Origin of the sequence: Bacillus sp. BP-3, from assembly GCF_028401955.1 — a bacterium.
Classification (GTDB): Bacteria; Bacillota; Bacilli; order Bacillales; family Bacillaceae_G; genus Bacillus_A.
In genome coordinates this window covers 85,300-102,194 of record NZ_JAQOTJ010000004.1, presented here as the reverse complement: position 1 = coordinate 102,194, position 16,895 = coordinate 85,300, and the positions used below count along the sequence as shown (strand labels likewise).

General features: G+C 35.1%; 19 protein-coding genes. 13 read left to right on the top strand and 6 right to left on the bottom strand.

Annotated features, from left to right (window positions below):
* Positions 1-5 precede the first annotated feature (5 nt).
* The 6 genes from PLX19_RS08200 to PLX19_RS08175 all read left to right on the top strand — a co-directional run bounded on the left by PLX19_RS08200 (position 6) and on the right by PLX19_RS08175 (position 5,979).
* Positions 6-824, top strand: coding sequence for an ABC transporter ATP-binding protein (locus tag PLX19_RS08200; protein ID WP_272188037.1), 819 nt, complete (start codon positions 6-8; stop codon positions 822-824).
* A gap of 21 nt (positions 825-845) precedes the next feature.
* Positions 846-1,664, top strand: a complete 819-nt coding sequence (locus PLX19_RS08195; RefSeq protein ID WP_272188036.1) for an alpha/beta hydrolase — start codon at positions 846-848, stop codon at positions 1,662-1,664.
* A gap of 344 nt (positions 1,665-2,008) precedes the next feature.
* Positions 2,009-2,314, top strand: coding sequence for a hypothetical protein (locus PLX19_RS08190; RefSeq protein ID WP_272188035.1), 306 nt, complete (start codon positions 2,009-2,011; stop codon positions 2,312-2,314).
* 346 nt (positions 2,315-2,660) lie between these two features.
* Positions 2,661-3,224 carry a DUF420 domain-containing protein gene (locus PLX19_RS08185; RefSeq protein ID WP_429754844.1) on the top strand — a complete coding sequence of 188 codons (564 nt, stop codon included), beginning with the start codon at positions 2,661-2,663 and terminating at the stop codon, positions 3,222-3,224.
* Between the two features lie 114 nt (positions 3,225-3,338).
* Positions 3,339-4,502: an iron-containing alcohol dehydrogenase gene (locus PLX19_RS08180; protein ID WP_272188034.1), complete on the top strand. Its 1,164-nt coding sequence runs from the start codon at positions 3,339-3,341 to the stop codon at positions 4,500-4,502.
* Positions 4,503-5,238: 736 nt separating this feature from the next.
* The gene (locus tag PLX19_RS08175; protein WP_272188033.1) at positions 5,239-5,979 is read left to right on the top strand and encodes a DUF6385 domain-containing protein; all 741 of its coding nucleotides are present in this window, start codon (positions 5,239-5,241) and stop codon (positions 5,977-5,979) included.
* A 193-nt stretch (positions 5,980-6,172) separates the two neighbouring features.
* On the opposite strand, the gene PLX19_RS08170 is transcribed toward PLX19_RS08175, so the two are convergent.
* Entirely contained in the window at positions 6,173-6,409 is a 237-nt protein-coding gene (locus PLX19_RS08170; protein WP_272188345.1) for a hypothetical protein, read from the bottom strand.
* Between the two features lie 199 nt (positions 6,410-6,608).
* On the opposite strand from PLX19_RS08170, the gene miaA reads away from it, so the two are divergent.
* Together miaA and hfq are read left to right on the top strand one after the other, a co-directional pair.
* Entirely contained in the window at positions 6,609-7,559 is a 951-nt protein-coding gene (gene miaA / locus PLX19_RS08165; RefSeq protein WP_272188032.1) for a tRNA (adenosine(37)-N6)-dimethylallyltransferase MiaA, read from the top strand.
* 24 nt (positions 7,560-7,583) lie between these two features.
* A complete protein-coding gene (gene hfq, locus PLX19_RS08160) occupies positions 7,584-7,808 on the top strand; it encodes an RNA chaperone Hfq (protein ID WP_000813896.1) in 225 nt (74 codons plus the stop codon).
* Positions 7,809-8,096: 288 nt separating this feature from the next.
* Here the strand turns inward: hfq and PLX19_RS08155 are convergent, their stop codons facing one another.
* Both PLX19_RS08155 and PLX19_RS08150 read right to left on the bottom strand, forming a co-directional pair.
* Positions 8,097-8,963: a collagen-like repeat preface domain-containing protein gene (locus PLX19_RS08155; protein WP_272188031.1), complete on the bottom strand. Its 867-nt coding sequence runs from the start codon at positions 8,961-8,963 to the stop codon at positions 8,097-8,099.
* 115 nt (positions 8,964-9,078) lie between these two features.
* The gene (locus PLX19_RS08150) at positions 9,079-10,041 is read right to left on the bottom strand and encodes a tyrosine-type recombinase/integrase (protein WP_272188030.1); all 963 of its coding nucleotides are present in this window, start codon (positions 10,039-10,041) and stop codon (positions 9,079-9,081) included.
* Between the two features lie 120 nt (positions 10,042-10,161).
* Here PLX19_RS08150 and spoVK point away from each other — a divergent pair, with 120 nt between their 5' ends.
* A complete protein-coding gene (gene spoVK / locus PLX19_RS08145; RefSeq protein WP_272188029.1) occupies positions 10,162-11,118 on the top strand; it encodes a stage V sporulation protein K in 957 nt (318 codons plus the stop codon).
* Between the two features lie 40 nt (positions 11,119-11,158).
* On the opposite strand, the gene PLX19_RS08140 is transcribed toward spoVK, so the two are convergent.
* The 3 genes from PLX19_RS08140 to PLX19_RS08130 all read right to left on the bottom strand — a co-directional run bounded on the left by PLX19_RS08140 (position 11,159) and on the right by PLX19_RS08130 (position 12,253).
* On the bottom strand, positions 11,159-11,293 hold the full coding sequence (locus PLX19_RS08140) for a hypothetical protein (RefSeq protein WP_272188028.1): 135 nt from the start codon (positions 11,291-11,293) through the stop codon (positions 11,159-11,161).
* A 6-nt stretch (positions 11,294-11,299) separates the two neighbouring features.
* On the bottom strand, positions 11,300-11,443 hold the full coding sequence (locus PLX19_RS08135) for a hypothetical protein (RefSeq protein WP_272188027.1): 144 nt from the start codon (positions 11,441-11,443) through the stop codon (positions 11,300-11,302).
* Positions 11,444-11,629: 186 nt separating this feature from the next.
* Positions 11,630-12,253, bottom strand: a complete 624-nt coding sequence (locus PLX19_RS08130) for a trimeric intracellular cation channel family protein (RefSeq protein ID WP_272188026.1) — start codon at positions 12,251-12,253, stop codon at positions 11,630-11,632.
* An 88-nt stretch (positions 12,254-12,341) separates the two neighbouring features.
* Here PLX19_RS08130 and hflX point away from each other — a divergent pair, with 88 nt between their 5' ends.
* The 4 genes from hflX (at position 12,342) to glnA (ending at position 16,832) form a co-directional block, all read left to right on the top strand.
* Positions 12,342-13,622, top strand: coding sequence for a GTPase HflX (gene hflX / locus PLX19_RS08125; RefSeq protein WP_272188025.1), 1,281 nt, complete (start codon positions 12,342-12,344; stop codon positions 13,620-13,622).
* Positions 13,615-14,886, top strand: a complete 1,272-nt coding sequence (locus PLX19_RS08120; RefSeq protein WP_272188023.1) for a methionine gamma-lyase family protein — start codon at positions 13,615-13,617, stop codon at positions 14,884-14,886. The genes hflX and PLX19_RS08120 overlap by 8 nt, the downstream gene beginning before the upstream one ends.
* Before the next feature lie 221 nt (positions 14,887-15,107).
* The gene (locus PLX19_RS08115; RefSeq protein WP_272188344.1) at positions 15,108-15,449 is read left to right on the top strand and encodes a MerR family transcriptional regulator; all 342 of its coding nucleotides are present in this window, start codon (positions 15,108-15,110) and stop codon (positions 15,447-15,449) included.
* Positions 15,450-15,497: 48 nt separating this feature from the next.
* Positions 15,498-16,832: a type I glutamate--ammonia ligase gene (glnA, locus tag PLX19_RS08110; RefSeq protein WP_272188022.1), complete on the top strand. Its 1,335-nt coding sequence runs from the start codon at positions 15,498-15,500 to the stop codon at positions 16,830-16,832.
* The last annotated feature ends 63 nt before the right edge of the window (positions 16,833-16,895 follow it).

Here is a 16,895-nt window from a genome sequence, read left to right as displayed (position 1 = left end):
GATGAGTGAGTGTTTTAAGCACAGAAAATTTAGAAACGAGCTATGAAAAGCTTACGGTATTTCGTGATTTAAATGTAGAAATACAAGAAGGAAGAGTGACGACGATTATTGGGCCAAATGGATGCGGGAAATCTACGCTACTAAAAACAATGGGGCGAATTTTAAAGCAGAAAAGTGGAAAGGTGTACTTGCAAGGACAAAATTTACATACAATTTCAACAAAACAAATTGCGAAGCAACTTTCGTTATTACCACAAAATCCAATTGCTCCATCAGAATTAAAAGTAGAAGAGCTTATTTCTTACGGACGATATCCGCATCGTAATAATGTGAATAAATTATCATCTAAAGATAAAGAAATGATTGAATGGGCAATGGAAATTACAAATACCACTCCTTTTCGCAACCGTCAAATTGGAAATTTATCAGGAGGACAAAGACAAAAAGTATGGTTAGCAATGGCTTTAGCACAAGAAACAGAAGTTTTACTATTAGATGAACCAACAACTTATCTTGATATGGCTCATCAGCTAGAAGTACTGCAAATTGTTGAACGATTGAACCAAGAACATAAATGTACAGTTGTTATGGTTTTACATGATATTAATCATGCAGCACGTTTTTCACATGAAATCATTACGATGAAAGCAGGGGAAATCATTAAGATTGGGAGCCCATTAGAAATCATTACAAATGAAGTATTGAAACGTGTGTTTCATATTGATGCAAGGGTAATGATAGATCCTTATAATGGTGCTCCTGTGTGCTTTGGGTATGATAGTGCATTACAAGAAGGACGTGCAAAAGTTTATGTAACAAATTAAACATGTAAGAGGAGGGCGACAATGCAGTCTGTACCAGAGACACAGAATGTCGTAATTTCTAACACAGAGAAATGGACCATGTACTCAAAAAGAGAAAATCGTCAGTATCAAATTTATATAGCAAAGCCGAAACAGCCTGAACCACCTTCAGGTTATCCGATTATATATGTATTAGATGGGAATGCTTTTTTTCAAACGTTTGAAGAAGCTGTGCGCATCCAAGCAGTTAGATCTGAAAAAACAGGAATTGTACCAGCTATCATTGTGGGAATTGGCTATCAAATAGAAGAAAGTTTTTCTTCAACATATCGGTTTTATGATTTCACTCCTCCAGCAGCATCTCTTATTTTGCCGCCAAAACCCGATGGTAAACCGTGGCCCGTAACAGGGGGAGCGAATTGCTTTTTAGAGTTTATTCAAGAGGAGCTAAAACCAGAGCTTTTTAAGCATTTTCCAATTGATGTAAAGAGACAAACGTTATTTGGCCATTCGTTAGGCGGATTATTTGCTTTACATGTCTTATTTACAAATATACATACCTTTCAAACATATTTTATAAGCAGTCCTTCTATTTGGTGGAATAATCAATCCATTCTTGAAAAAGAATTTAACTTTATAAATGAATTAAATAAAACAGATTCTGAAATTGGTGTTTTTCTTACAGTGGGATCATTAGAAAAAGCTCATATGATCCAGGAGATAAATGCATTATCTGATCGGTTATACAATATACAGCATAGCAAACTACGGTTCTCGTTTCATGAAGCAGAGGGAGAAAATCATGGATCGGTAGTACCGACTGTGTTAAGTCGAGCGCTTCGTTTTATATTTCAATCATAAATGATAGGGATAGTGTTTATTATTCAAGTCTGGTTTTAATCTAGGAGGAAAATATGGTCATAGTGTATAAAATACGCTGACCATATTTTTATGAGATGAGTTGTGTTGTTTGAATTATTTTGGATAGGGATGGAAAAAACTCTAGGTAACGTGACTGGGACTAAAATATTCTTGAGTTTTTTGGATGTGGTGGATTTAAATGACAGTAATAGGTCCATATGAAGATTGGTTAATCAAGGGATTCCATTATATGTATTACCTATTGCCACAGTGTATATAAAATATTTTTCTTGACTTTTTATACGAATATTAGGAAAATAGTAAAAAAGAAAGGAGGGGTAACGTTGGAGGAATATGTGCTAGATATATATAATTTTTTGTATACCACTGATTGGGAAGATATCATGTCAATTGTAAGCATTTTATTATGTATTCAATTCTTATTTTTATATGGGAAAATGAATAGTGCTGATTTTTCTTTAACGTCCCCATCCGACGGACAAGGAGAAATATCACTAAGCAAACCAAACTTAAAGCATGTATATTTCCCTATAATTATGATGCTCTTTATTCGTTATATTACAGCTGTAGTAAAGAAAAAAGAGGGAGACGACCACTATCATCCGATTTGTCATCTGAATTTTAAATGAATGATACAAGGAGGAGATTTGTATGTGGATTCGTTTCGTATTAATTGGTTTCTTTTCATTAACGGCAATGTCTTTGATTGGTTTTCAATTAACTGAGATTTTTCAAGCATATAGCGACATGCTTTTTAATAAAAACTAAAACAGAAGCTGTGGTTTGAAATTTGTAGTGTGAAACGATACAATCCTTCTTAAGAAGTCAAAGGCTTAAGAAGGATTGTTTCTTTTTGCTATTTGTGAGTGAAAAGATTAGCAACGCTGGAAGCTTCACCTTACATGATTATTTCAAATATTTGTCACATTTATACTGTGAATAATATGTTAAAATAATGAAGCTACTATATATTTTATGAAGAATGAGGGAGTGAACAATTTGACTGATCGTTCTGTGAAACAGAAGAGCTATGCTCCTGTTGTAATAACGCTTTCTGTGATCGTTAATGCGATTATTTTATTTTTGTTTTTTGGACCGGTTGGATACAAAGGAGAAGTACATTTTGATGTAACAATTTTGCCACTTGTCAATGCGATTTGTAATAGTTTTACATTCGTGTTTTTACTAGCAGCGTTGTTCTCAATCATTAAAAAGAATGTGAAGCTACATAGAGGATTTATTCTTGCCGCATTTACAACAACATTAATATTTTGTGTTTCGTATTTGACGTACCATTATTTAGCGCCAGCAACGCATTTTGGCGGAGAGGGAATCATTAAATATGTATATTTCTTTATTTTAATTACACATATTTTCCTTGCAGCTATTATTGTGCCGCTTGCATTATTTTCTTTAGTGTACGGATTTACAAACCAATTGACTCGCCATCGTAAAATTGTACGTTGGACAATGCCAATCTGGTTATATGTAAGCCTTTCTGGCGTTATCGTATACTTAATGATTTCACCTTATTATTAAAAGAGTCTCAGTTTTTAGCTGAGACTCTTTTTTGTATAAGCAGATTTTTTTGTAAAAAGCTAAATATATGATATACAAAAGTATAGTTACTTTTATCTAGAAAGGATGAAGTGTATGCAAAACTTTGTGTTTCGTAATCCAACAAAGCTTATTTTTGGAAAAGGTCAATTAGAACAATTGAAATTAGAAATACCTCAATACGGGAAAAAGGTGTTACTCGTATATGGTGGTGGGAGTATTAAACAAAATGAGATTTATGATAACGTGATATCTATGTTAAAAGAAATAGATGCAGAAATTTTTGAGTTAAGTGGTGTGGAACCCAATCCTCGTTTATCAACAGTAAATAAAGGGATTCAAATTTGTAAAGAAAATGATGTCGAGTTTATTTTAGCTGTGGGTGGTGGAAGTGTAATAGACTGCACAAAAGCTATTGCGGCTGGCAGCAAGTATGATGGAAATGCGTGGGATCTTGTTACGAAAAAGGTTTTTGCAAAAGAAGCATTACCTTTTGGAACAGTGCTAACTTTAGCGGCAACAGGCTCTGAAATGAATGCGGGTTCAGTTATTACAAATTGGGAAACAAATGAAAAGTATGGCTGGGGGAGTCCAGTCACATTTCCGCAATTTTCTATTTTAGATCCGAACCATACGATATCTGTACCACGAAACCAAACAATTTACGGTATTGTTGACATTATGTCGCATGTACTCGAGCAATATTTTCATCAAGGTACAAATACAGCATTGCAGGATCGCTACTGTGAATCTATTTTACAAACGGTCATTGAGGCAGCTCCGAAGCTGCTACACGATTTAGAAAGTTATGAGCATCGTGAAACGATTTTATATTGCGGTACAATGGCGTTAAATGGTATTTTGGCAATGGGCATACGTGGAGACTGGGCAACGCATAACATTGAACATGCTGTTTCAGCGGTGTACGATATTCCGCATGGCGGTGGTTTAGCGATTTTATTCCCGAACTGGATGAAACATGTTTTACATGAAAATGTTGATCGTTTTAAACAATTTGCGATTCGAGTATTTCATGTTCAAACTGAAGATAAAACTGATGTTGACATAGCGTTAGAAGGAATTGAAGCATTGCGTCAATTTTGGACATCTATTGGGGCGCCGTCTCGTTTAGCGGATTATAAAATTGATGAAGAACAAATTGATGTTATGGCAGAAAAAACCATGGCATATGGTGAGTTCGGACAGTTTAAAAAATTAAATAAACAAGACGTTGTAAAGATTTATCAAGCATCGTTATAAAAAAACAAAAACACTTCTTCTTTAGAGAGGTGTTTTTTTATTTGTTTATATTCCTGTCACATAATATTTGCAGAAGTGGTGAGAGAACTAGCTCCTACAGTAGCAGTAAGTGTAATATACGGGTATACAGAGTTTAAGATTTGATGATATCTCTCTTTTCTTCGTTTCTGTTTGGAAACATTAATATTACTTAGATATGTTTGCGTTAGGTAACATAGGATTTTTGATAAAGTGGAACTTCCATCAGTGGGGGCCTTACTGTCTGTTAATGCGGAATAAACTTTTGGATACTGTTGAATGAATCTAAAAGTTTATAAAAATTTTACATATACATGTTATTTGTAGGCTGCGGTGCATATTTATATATATATATGGATTACTCCCGCTTATCAAGAGATTTTAGCTGGAATTGAAAAATTGTCTTCACTGTTATAAACGTATGTGATGTAAAAAATTTGAATATTTAAAAGGATAAATCGGGAGGGATTTCATTGTTATAGTACATTGATGATTAGCGGTTCTTTGGCTATAAAATAATTGGAAAAAATTATGAGGATTTGGGTACTCAGCAAGTAGAAGAGTGATTAATTTATGATTATTCTGTCTTGTGCTCCTTATCATTGAGAGAACGTATCGAAAATCGTTGCATGTATTACTGGTGCCGTTTGCTAAAAATATTTCTGTAATCCATATTAAATAGCGGTTTTTCGAAAAATGGATAAAGAAGGTGATATAGGTGGCAGGTAAAAAGGAATCATCGAATAAGAGTAATGGAGAGAAAGGGAAAAAGAAGATTTTTTCACCGTTTACAGCTCAAAAGAAAAATAAACCTATTTTACCTCCTCCATTACAATCTGGAACGATGACAAAACAGATAGCATTACGAGAAGAAAGTGCAGAGAGCCAAAGAAATGGGATGCGAGATGAAGGAGTAGAAGAACAAATCTTATTTTTATATGGAATAACAGAGAATGACGAAGTAAGACCGTTAAGAGTGGACGATGAAGGATTTATATTAACAAAGGAATATCGTGTAAAAAGTGAAGAAGAAGGGAAATTAAAAGAGGATAAATATGGAAGGAAGAGTAAGCTGTATGAAAAATATAAGCACTTGGGCTCCATGAATTGCTTTTCACCTTTAGCTGTTGATGGGCAAATAATGAGAAAAATGTTTTTCAATCGAGAAGTTATTTTACACATTCATCAAGAAGATGGGGACTTTGTAATATTTGATGTTTCAGAGTTAAATGGTTATTCTTTTGCGGTTATTAATAATACAAATGATGCTATTGAAACGTATGTACAAATTAGCCCGGACTCTGTTCATTACTTCACAGATACGATTCCATTTAAGATTGAGCCTCTTCAAATGGAAACAATTTCTCCAGTTCGTTTTCTTAAATATGCAAAAGTTGTTGTAAAGGGGAAAGGAACTGGAGAGGTCACTGTTTACTTGCAAGGGCAAACGCTAGGGTAATATTTAGATATAACTAATAGTTCATTATTATGAAATGAAAAAATGATGATGAGACGAGAATTAGTGAAGAGAAGTATATTATAATATAAATTATGTATATGAAGTGGCAAAAGGGAACGTGATGAACCTAAAAGCCACTTTGAAACATTCATGGACAAGCCCATTAAACAATTAGATATAGTGAGGAGATTATTTAGAATGGATATATCGTTTGTCCTGTTAAGATGTTATATGCAGCGCAAAACTGTGATTGTGTATATTCGTTAGTTTTTATATTTGTTTCTTCATTTGTAAGTAACGTATGGAATGAACGCAGAATACAATTTAGCGCAAAGTATAACTCTTCCTGAGAGCAGTTCTTTTCTTTTGTTGCGGTTGCTAAAATTAACTCTTCTGACAACGAGCGAAAATCAAAAGTAGCTTGTCCAATTCTCATCATATCATCTCCATTTTGGTTTTTATCATGTATATGAAGTGAGTGAACAAAACATGCAAAATAGATTGTATTTTTAACAAAAATATATAATTTCAATTACTGTAATAAGATTACTTGCATTTTAACTATTAAAATTGGTAAGATTGGATATAATAATCAGATGTATAACTATACATAAAGAGAGTTGGAGTATATGGGAGAAGAAAAGCAGGATAAAGTTGTTGTTATTATTGGACCAACTGCAGTTGGAAAAACGAAGCTTAGCATTGAATTGGCAAAAGCGTTAAATGGAGAGATTATAAGCGGCGATTCCATGCAAATCTATCGTAGTATGAATATAGGTACGGCGAAAGTTACAGAAGAAGAGATGGACGGAATTCCGCATTATATGATTGATATAAAAAATCCAGAAGATGCATTTTCCGTTGCTGAGTTTCAAGAGCTTGTACGCGGTCATATAGCAGATATTGCAAAGCGTGGTAAATTACCTATAATTGTTGGTGGAACAGGTTTATATATACAGTCTGTGTTATATGATTACCAGTTTTCTGATGAACCAGGAGATCATGCGTACCGTAAACAGTTAGAACAATTAGCAGAGGAACATGGTGTAGAGTTTATACATGGAAAGCTAGAAGAAGTTGATCCGATAAGTGCAAAGCGCATTCATCCAAATAATGTGAGGCGTGTCATTCGTGCTTTAGAAATTTTTCATACAACAGGGCAGAAGATGAGTGATCAATTAGAGCAACAAGAAAATGAATTGTTATATGACGTTGCTTTAATTGGCTTAACAATGGATCGAGATTTATTATATAGTCGCATTAATTTACGTGTAGACATTATGATGGAGCAAGGTTTATTAGCGGAAGTTAAGCACCTGTACGAAGAAGGAATTCGAGTTTGTCAATCCATTCAAGCGATTGGTTATAAAGAGCTATATGAATACTTTGATGGAAAAATCTCATTAGAAGAAGCGATAACCGCTTTGAAAATGAATTCCCGCCGCTACGCAAAACGACAATTAACTTGGTTCCGTAATAAAATGGATGTTGAGTGGTTTGACGTTACAAGTGGTGAAAAAAATCAAGAAATTTTACAGTATACAGAAGGAAAGCTAAAACTTAAGGCGAATAATAAGTAATAGAGAAAAAGAGGAGGATTCGACATGAAGCAATCAATCAATATTCAAGATCAATTTTTAAACCAACTCCGTAAAGAGAATACGTTTGTCACGCTGTACTTATTAAATGGCTTCCAACTTCGTGGTTTAATTAAAGGATTCGATAATTTTACTGTATTGTTGGAAACAGAAGGTAAGCAACAGCTTATTTATAAACATGCGATTTCTACATTTGTTCCACAAAAGAACGTTTCAATCGAATTAGAATAGTAAAAGAATTGTACATAGTAAAAAGAGCGAATGATTCGCTCTTTTTTTATTTCTAAAAAATACATCGAAATCTAGTTAGGAGATAGAGAATTTAGATGTTTTGTTATGTGTCTAAGGAATGAAAGTGCGAAAATAGCAAGGATGATTTATAAAATGATGTTGAAAGTCAAAAAATATATCCCTTTCAATAACTAGAAATGTAATTTATTTACTGGAAACTTATGTTGGAAAAGATGTTAGGGTGAACATTTTTAGTCAACTTTACGGCTTGTGAAGGTGTGGATATTATTACACAGGTAAATGTAGGGAGATTAGCTCTTCCTTATTCTCTTGAAGTTGCTTTTCTTGATGTTCCTGTTCATCTAAAAGTTCCAGTTCATTTTGTGAGCAGTGTTCATCTAAAAGTTCCAGTTCATTTTGTGAGCAGTGTTCATCTAAAAGTTCCAGTTCATTTTGTGGGCAATGCGCATCTAAAAGTTCCAGTTCATTTTGTGGGCAGTGCGCATCTAAAAGTTCCAGTTCATTTTGCGGGCAATGCGCATCTAAAAGTTCCAGTTCATTTTGCGGGCAATGCGCATCTAAAAGTTCCAGTTCATTTTGTGGGCAATGCTCATCTAGAAACTCAAATTCCTCTTGTGTATGGTATTCGTCTTTATACTCTTGCTCATCTTGAAGCTGATCATTCATTCCGATTGGCATAGTTTGTAGTAAATTTATTTGTAATTTTTTTGTTTGCTCAAGGATATTTTTGGATACATAACGGTTCATCTTAAATGATTTTGTGATAGACAGCGAAAAGTTGAGTAAATTTTGCAATTCAACATATACTGAATTCGTTAAAAATGGTTGGCTATTCAAAATAGTAATTAAACTACTAGTAATGCTAATGCCGCTTTTCTGCTGTGTTGGTGCTATGTTTAAATGTTTTAGGTTTCCTTTTATTGCGTCTAATATGTTTATAAGTTTCTTTATGTTATGTTGTGATGGGTTTGAAAATATTGATGGAATCATACGGGTTAAGTCGCTAAGTGTTTTTTGAAAACGGTTGACGTATGGCTCAGAAGCGTGAGCGTAATAAACGGCTGGAATTCGGTGGGGGTGTATTGGGAAATAAGGAACTGAAAAATTTTTCTCATTATCAATAAAATAAGGCATGGAAAATCTCCTTCCTAATTGTCAGGGTGAAAAACTCTATCTTAGTAGATGCAAGTAATGTATAAAAAGGAATAAGGAGACGGGTTATTGCTATAAAAAATAATAAAAACGCCTATTACGAGGCGTTTTCTTTTTGCTTTGCATAGTTATAATATCTCTTTAATGAAATTTTTGATTTAAAACCAATTCGTTTTATAATTTCTTGTTCCGGAACATGTTTTTGGATGAGGCGTAATATAAATGTATTGCGTAAATGCTGACCAGAGATACCTTTACGTAACCCTGCACGCGCTACTTCAAGTCGAATCATTTTTTGGACTGAAATTTCTGTTAATCCCTTTGGAGCGTCATTTTCATACACCCAACGGAATGTATTTCGGTTAAAATCAAAGGCTACAAATAGTGGATCTGTGCTATGGTATTTTGGGCGTACTGGCTCGGGGATGTTTTTATAGTAATGATATAGCTTTTTTTTATCTTCCTCTGTCAATGTAATAACTCGTTCTATTCCAGATACAGCGGGAATAGATAATGTATTGTTTTCAAAATGAACGTGATGCATATGCAAGGAGATGAGTTCTTGTAATGATAAACCGTAATCGAGCAGCAGCATTATAATACATACGTTTCGATCCATAAGTAATGGACGTACAGGGCGTTGTTTATCTGACAGCCCCTCTAAAGAAGTTAATATATATTTCAAACTCTGTTCTTCTTGTGACGAAATGAAATCTTCATCTCGCAATGTACGATCTGGTTGTATAACAAGTTCCATATCTTTTAGTGGACTAGGTAAGTTTAAAAAATGATACAGTCGATTTAATACAATAAACACACGGTGCATTGTTTTTTCAGAGTAATGACGTTTTATTTTTAAGTCTGAAAAATAATCTTCATAGTCTTTTGGACAAAGAGTCTCCCATATATTATTAGAAGAAATTTTTTTGTTCTTTTGTAACCAATGAACAAAATCTTCGATGTCGTAGACATATCGTTTAATGGTCGAAGGTTTTCGTCCCTTGATTAATAAATAAGCGGAGAAAGCCTGTACTGTATCAGTAAGTTCTTTTGTTGACATAGTCCCACCTCCCTAGTTTTCTTACATTATAACAAAAATTTTCAGAAAATGTTTATTTCTTGGGAAAGCGCAAATGTTGACAATATTCGTCAGTGAGATGATAAAAAATGAGGTGATTGAATGGAACAGTCGATGCGAAAGAAGAATAATAACCAAATTAACATTGTGCTAAATCACCGAAAGAAAATTTCTGTTTCTTCTCCAGAACAAAAGCAAAATCTTTCAGATGAAACTGTTACAAAACATGAAATGTTACAGCGAATTGAAGAAGAAATGAGCAAGCTTGTGGGAATGCAGGAAATCAAAAAAATTATAAAAGAAATTTATGCATGGATTTATGTAAATAAAAAACGGCAAGAAATGGGGTTGAAATCAGAAAAACAAGTCCTTCATATGTTATTTAAAGGAAATCCGGGGACGGGAAAAACAACTGTTGCTAGAATGATTGGGAAATTATTATTTGAAATGAATGTGTTATCGAAAGGACATTTAGTAGAAGCGGAACGGGCAGATTTAGTTGGTGAATATATAGGGCATACGGCACAAAAAACGCGTGATCTCATTCGAAAAGCAATGGGGGGGATTTTGTTTATTGATGAGGCGTATTCGCTTGCGCGTGGGGGGGAAAAAGATTTTGGAAAAGAAGCAATTGATACGCTCGTAAAACATATGGAAGATAAACAGCATGCTTTTGTACTCATTTTAGCAGGGTACTCACGTGAGATGAACCATTTTCTTTCACTCAACCCGGGGTTACAATCTCGCTTTCCTTTCATTATTGAGTTTTCAGATTACACAGTCAATCAACTATTAGAAATAGGAAAGCGAATGTACGAAGAAAGAGAGTACCAATTATCAAAAGAGGCGGAGTGGAATCTTCGTGATCATTTAAATGCCGTAAAATATTCATCGCATATTACTTCTTTTAGCAATGGGCGTTACGTTCGTAATATTGTGGAAAAGTCCATTCGTACACAAGCGATGAGGCTACTTCAGGAAGAAGCGTACGATAAATATGATTTAATAACCATCTCTAGTAGTGATTTAACCCTTGAAGAAGAAGTGCACGGTTCATAAATTATTTATTATAAAAACACGAAGCGTTACGCTTCGTGTTTTATTTCGTATTTTTTGTTTTTGCACGCTGTTCTAATTGGCTTTTTGGACTTTGATCTGCTACATCTGAAGCGAGTCCTTGAGGATTAACGCTACTACTTTGTCCGCGATTACGTTTGTTGTTTCCTTTTGCCATATTATCTCACTCCTGTTCTTCTTTTGCTTTTTGTTGATATGCTTTGTGATAACGTTCCATTTTTTTGCTTTTTTCGTATGAAGAATTTAGATCATGTCCAAATTGATCTACGGAACTTTTTTGTGCGCCTTTATTTACATGCTTTGTCATTTGTTTCACCTCTCTTTAAGAAATAGTATGTGCGGATATGTACAAAAAACATGCAATAAAATAATACTTTCATGAGTGGTATTTTTCGTTTCTAATGATGATAAGGAGGATTAAGTGGAAGGTTTTTTTGATTGGGATAGGGGAAAATAGAAAAACCCTTTACAAAAAAAGTAAAGGGTTCATTTGTTATCTCTCAGTGAAATGTTCGATCTTTTCTACACTACGATGTGGTAGGTGCCATTTGTAATAGAGAGAAATCATACGGAAACATACGATAAGAACGAATAATACATACAATGCCCAGTCGCTCACAATAATGTTAGCCCCAATTAAAAATCCAGCTAAAATTGTCCAAAGTGCGTAAACTTCTGCCCGTAGTACAAGTGGCTTTCGACGGGCTAATAAATCACGGATAATACCGCCGCCGATTCCTGTTAAGACGGATGCTACAATTGTTGCGCTAATTGGTAAATTTAGTTTTTGTGCATATAGTGCACCTTGAATTGCAAATGCGGATAAACCAATTGCATCGGTAATATTTTCCCAACGCTTCCAATGTTTAATAAGTTTGTTCGGAAATAAAAAGATAATAGTTATTGATAATAGTGCAATTTGAAATAACATATCTTGTTTCCAAAACGCAACAATTGGATAGCCGATTAATAAATTTCGCAGTGCGCCTCCCCCAAACGCGGTTGCCATCCCTAAAATATAAACCCCGAAAATATCGTATTCCTCTTCCATCGCGATGATTGCTCCGCTTAATGCGAATGCAATTGTACCAATGATGCTAAATAAATCCCATGCCATGAAATTCTCCCTCACTAACTAGATGAAATGTTCTTACTCTGCTATTATATTAGAAGGTTTAATTTTCGAAAAGGATGAGTGAGGATATTTGTTAGAAAAAAAAGAAAAAGTGATACTAGTTGGCTGTCAATTACCTGAAGATGATGAAGAACGTTTTGAACATTCGATGGAAGAATTAGCATCATTAGCAAAAACAGCACAAGCAGAAGTGTTAGTTATGGCGGTCCAAAAACGTACTAAGTTTCATTCAGCGACGTATATTGGAAAAGGGAAATTAGAAGAACTTTCTCTACTTGCAGAAGAATTAGAGCCAGATGTTATCATTTTTAATAATGAATTAACACCAAGTCAAATTCGAAATTTATCGGCACAGTTAGATGCAAGAGTTATTGATCGTACACAGCTTATACTAGATATTTTTGCTCAGCGCGCGAAGTCCAGAGAGGGTAAATTGCAAGTGGAACTCGCTCAGCTTCAATATGCATTGCCTCGTCTTGTAGGACAGGGACAAGCGTTATCTCGTCTTGGTGGTGGGATTGGAACAAGAGGTCCGGGAGAAACGAAATTAGAAACGGATCGCCGTCATATTCGCTCTCGTATCGATGAAATAAAAAGACAACTTTCTGGTGTGGTAGAGCACCGTAAGAGATATCGTGAGCGGCGTAAAGAAAATCAAGTTTTTCAGGTTTCTTTAGTTGGATACACAAATGCGGGGAAATCTACGCTATTTAACAGATTAACAGCTGCTGATACGTTTGAAGAAGATTTATTGTTTGCAACACTTGACCCGACAACGCGTAAAATGCAATTGCCGTGTGGCTATACGGTGTTATTAACAGATACAGTTGGATTCATTCAAGATTTACCGACGTCTTTAGTTGCAGCGTTTCGTTCTACGTTAGAAGAAGTAAATGAAGCAGATGTTATTTTGCATGTGATTGATTCGGCTGATCCGAATTATATAGGGCATGAAGAGACTGTGGGAAAATTATTGCAAGATCTTGAACTTGATCACATTCCGATTATTACTGTGTACAATAAAAAAGATAAGTTACATCCCAACTTTATTCCGTTTCCGAAGAATGATTTTATTATGACGAGTGCGTTTAATTCGGTAGATTTAGAAAAATTAAAAGAAGTTGTAGAAATAGAAATGATGAGACGGATGGATTCGTATGAATTAATAATTCCGGCGCACGAAGGCAGATTGTTGACACTTTTAAAAACGGAAACAGTATTAACAGCTATGACGTTTCAAGAAGAGGAGCAAGCATTCGAATGTACAGGGTATATTTTTGCTCATTCTCCGCTAAACGGCCAAATATATAAATATTCAACGAGAAAAGGAGAAGAGAAAGAAGATGTTTAATCGATTGAAGAATGGGGAAAAGATTGCCCCAATTGTAAAAGAAGTAGAAATGCAAATTGCAGATATACATAAACATATTGAGGAAGTAATTGAAAGTAATCAATTTCGTGTGCTAGAAAGTTTTCGTAATCATAAAATTAGTGACGCGCATTTTATTCCAACAACAGGATATGGCTATGATGATATCGGCCGTGATACGTTAGAGAAAGTGTATGCTGATGTATTTGGAGCGGAAGCAGGCCTTGTACGTCCACAAATTATTTCTGGAACTCACGCAATCTCTACAGCGTTATTTGGGATTTTACGCCCTGGTGATGAATTGTTATATATAACTGGGAAGCCATATGACACGTTAGAAGAAATTGTTGGTGTTCGCGGAAAAGGTGTTGGCTCATTTAAAGAGTATAATATTGGTTATCAGGCAGTTGCTTTAACGGAAGAGGGGCGTGTTGATTTTGCTGCAGTACAAGCGGCAATCCATGAAAATACAAAAATGATTGGAATTCAACGTTCAAAGGGCTATGCAACTCGCCCATCATTTACAATTGCTGAAATTAAAGAAATGATTGCATTTGTAAAAGAAATTAAACCGGATGTTGTTGTGTTTGTAGATAACTGCTACGGAGAATTTATCGAAGAGCTAGAACCTTGTCATGTTGGTGCAGATTTAATGGCTGGTTCACTAATTAAAAACCCGGGTGGCGGTATCGTGAAAACGGGAGGTTACATCGTTGGGAAAGAGCAATATGTAGAAGCGTGCGCATATCGTTTAACGTCTCCAGGTATCGGAGCGGAAGCTGGTGCATCTTTATATAGTTTACAAGAGATGTATCAAGGTTTTTTCTTAGCGCCTCATGTTGCTGGTCAAGCATTAAAAGGTGCGATTTTTACAGCAGCTTTTTTAGAGAAGCTTGGTATGAATACATCACCAACTTGGGATGCGCCGCGAACAGATTTAATACAATCGGTTCAATTTGATGATAAAGAACGTATGATTGCATTTTGCCAAGCGATTCAATATGCATCACCTATTAATTCGCATTTTACACCGTATCCGAATTATATGCCGGGGTATGAAGATGATGTAATTATGGCTGCGGGTACATTTATTCAAGGTGCGAGTATTGAATTATCAGCAGATGGTCCAATTCGTCCGCCTTATGTTGCTTATGTGCAAGGTGGTTTAACGTATTCGCATGTGAAGATTGCGATTTGTTCTGCTATTGATATGCTAATTGAAAAAAATCTATTAGTAATTTCATAAACGAAAGCTGCCAATTTTGGCAGCTTTTTTGTATATAAGTAAGGAATTGAGACATTTTAATAGAAGTGAAAAAAATAATAAAAAATCATGTTAGAAAAGCTAACATATGTTGACACGAAACATAACATGATATAAAATGAGAATCAAGTTAAGGCGAAGGAGGAACTGAAGTGACACAACAGGATCGACGTTCTGCTCCGCTGTTTCCGATAAGTATAGTTATGGATTTAACACAGTTATCTGCGCGTCAAATTCGTTACTATGAAGAACATAAATTGATTTCCCCAACCCGTACAAAAGGAAATCGTAGATTATTTTCATTTAACGACGTAGATAAATTGTTAGAGATTAAAGACTTGTTAGATCAAGGTTTAAACATGGCTGGTATTAAGCAAGTACTATTAATGAAGGAAAATCAATCAGAAGTGATACAAGTAAGAGAAGAAGTAAAGGAAATTTCGAAAACTGAGCTTCGTAAAATTCTTCGAGATGAGCTGCAACATACAGGTAGATTTAATCGAACATCTTTACGACAAGGTGATATTTCAAGATTTTTTCATTAATGATTGATAATTTTGAAAATGTTTAGAGGGACTAAGGAGGAATTGAAAATGGCAAAGTACACAAAAGAAGATATTTTCCGTTTAGCGAAAGAAGAGAATGTAAAGTATATCCGTTTACAATTTACGGATCTTTTAGGAAGTATTAAAAACGTAGAAATTCCAGTTAGTCAGTTAACAAAAGCTCTAGATAACAAAATGATGTTTGACGGATCTTCTATTGAAGGATTTGTGCGCATCGAAGAATCTGACATGTACTTATATCCAGACCTAGATACATGGGTAGTCTTCCCATGGACTGCTGAAAAAGGAAAAGTAGCGAGATTAATTTGTGATATTTACAATGCAGACGGTACGCCGTTTGATGGTGATCCACGTAACAACTTAAAACGTATGTTAAAAGAAATGGAAGAACTAGGCTTCACTGATTTCAATCTTGGGCCAGAGCCGGAGTTTTTCTTATTTAAAGTAGATGAAAAAGGAAATCCAACATTAGAATTAAATGATAATGGCGGATATTTCGACCTTGCTCCAATGGATTTAGGAGAAAACTGCCGTCGTGATATCGTTCTTGAACTTGAAGAAATGGGTTTTGAAATTGAAGCATCTCACCATGAAGTTGCACCAGGACAACATGAAATTGACTTCAAATATGCAAGTGCAATTAAAGCGTGTGATGACATCCAAACGTTTAAACTTGTTGTAAAAACAATCGCGCGTAAACACGGTTTACACGCAACATTTATGCCAAAACCGTTATTTGGTGTAAACGGTTCTGGTATGCACTGTAACTTATCACTATTCAAAAATGGTGAGAATGTATTCTATGATCAAAATGGTGATTTACAATTAAGTGATGATGCTCGTTATTTCATCGCAGGTATTTTAAAACATGCACCAAGCTTTACAGCTGTAACAAACCCAACTGTAAACTCTTATAAACGTTTAGTACCTGGATATGAAGCGCCTTGTTACGTAGCATGGTCTGCGCAAAACCGTAGCCCATTAATCCGTATCCCTGCATCTCGCGGTGTAAGTACACGTGTAGAAGTACGTAGCGTTGATCCAGCTGCAAACCCATATTTAGCAATGGCTGTATTACTAGCAGCAGGTCTTGATGGAATTAAAAATAAACTTGCGGTACCACCTGCAGTAGATCGCAATATTTATGTAATGACTCCAGAAGAACGTGAAAAAGCAGGCATTATTGATTTACCAGCTACATTAGCACAAGCACTAAATGAATTAAAATCGAACGAAATCGTTTGCGGTGCATTAGGAGAACACTTACTTGAGCACTTTATCGAAGCGAAAGAAATTGAGTGGGATATGTTCCGTACGCAAGTTCACCAATGGGAACGCGATCAATATATGACTCTTTACTAAGAGTGGGAGGCCTTGATACTACTGGTATCGGGGCTTTTTTCTTTCGGGCAATTTTATTGAGCG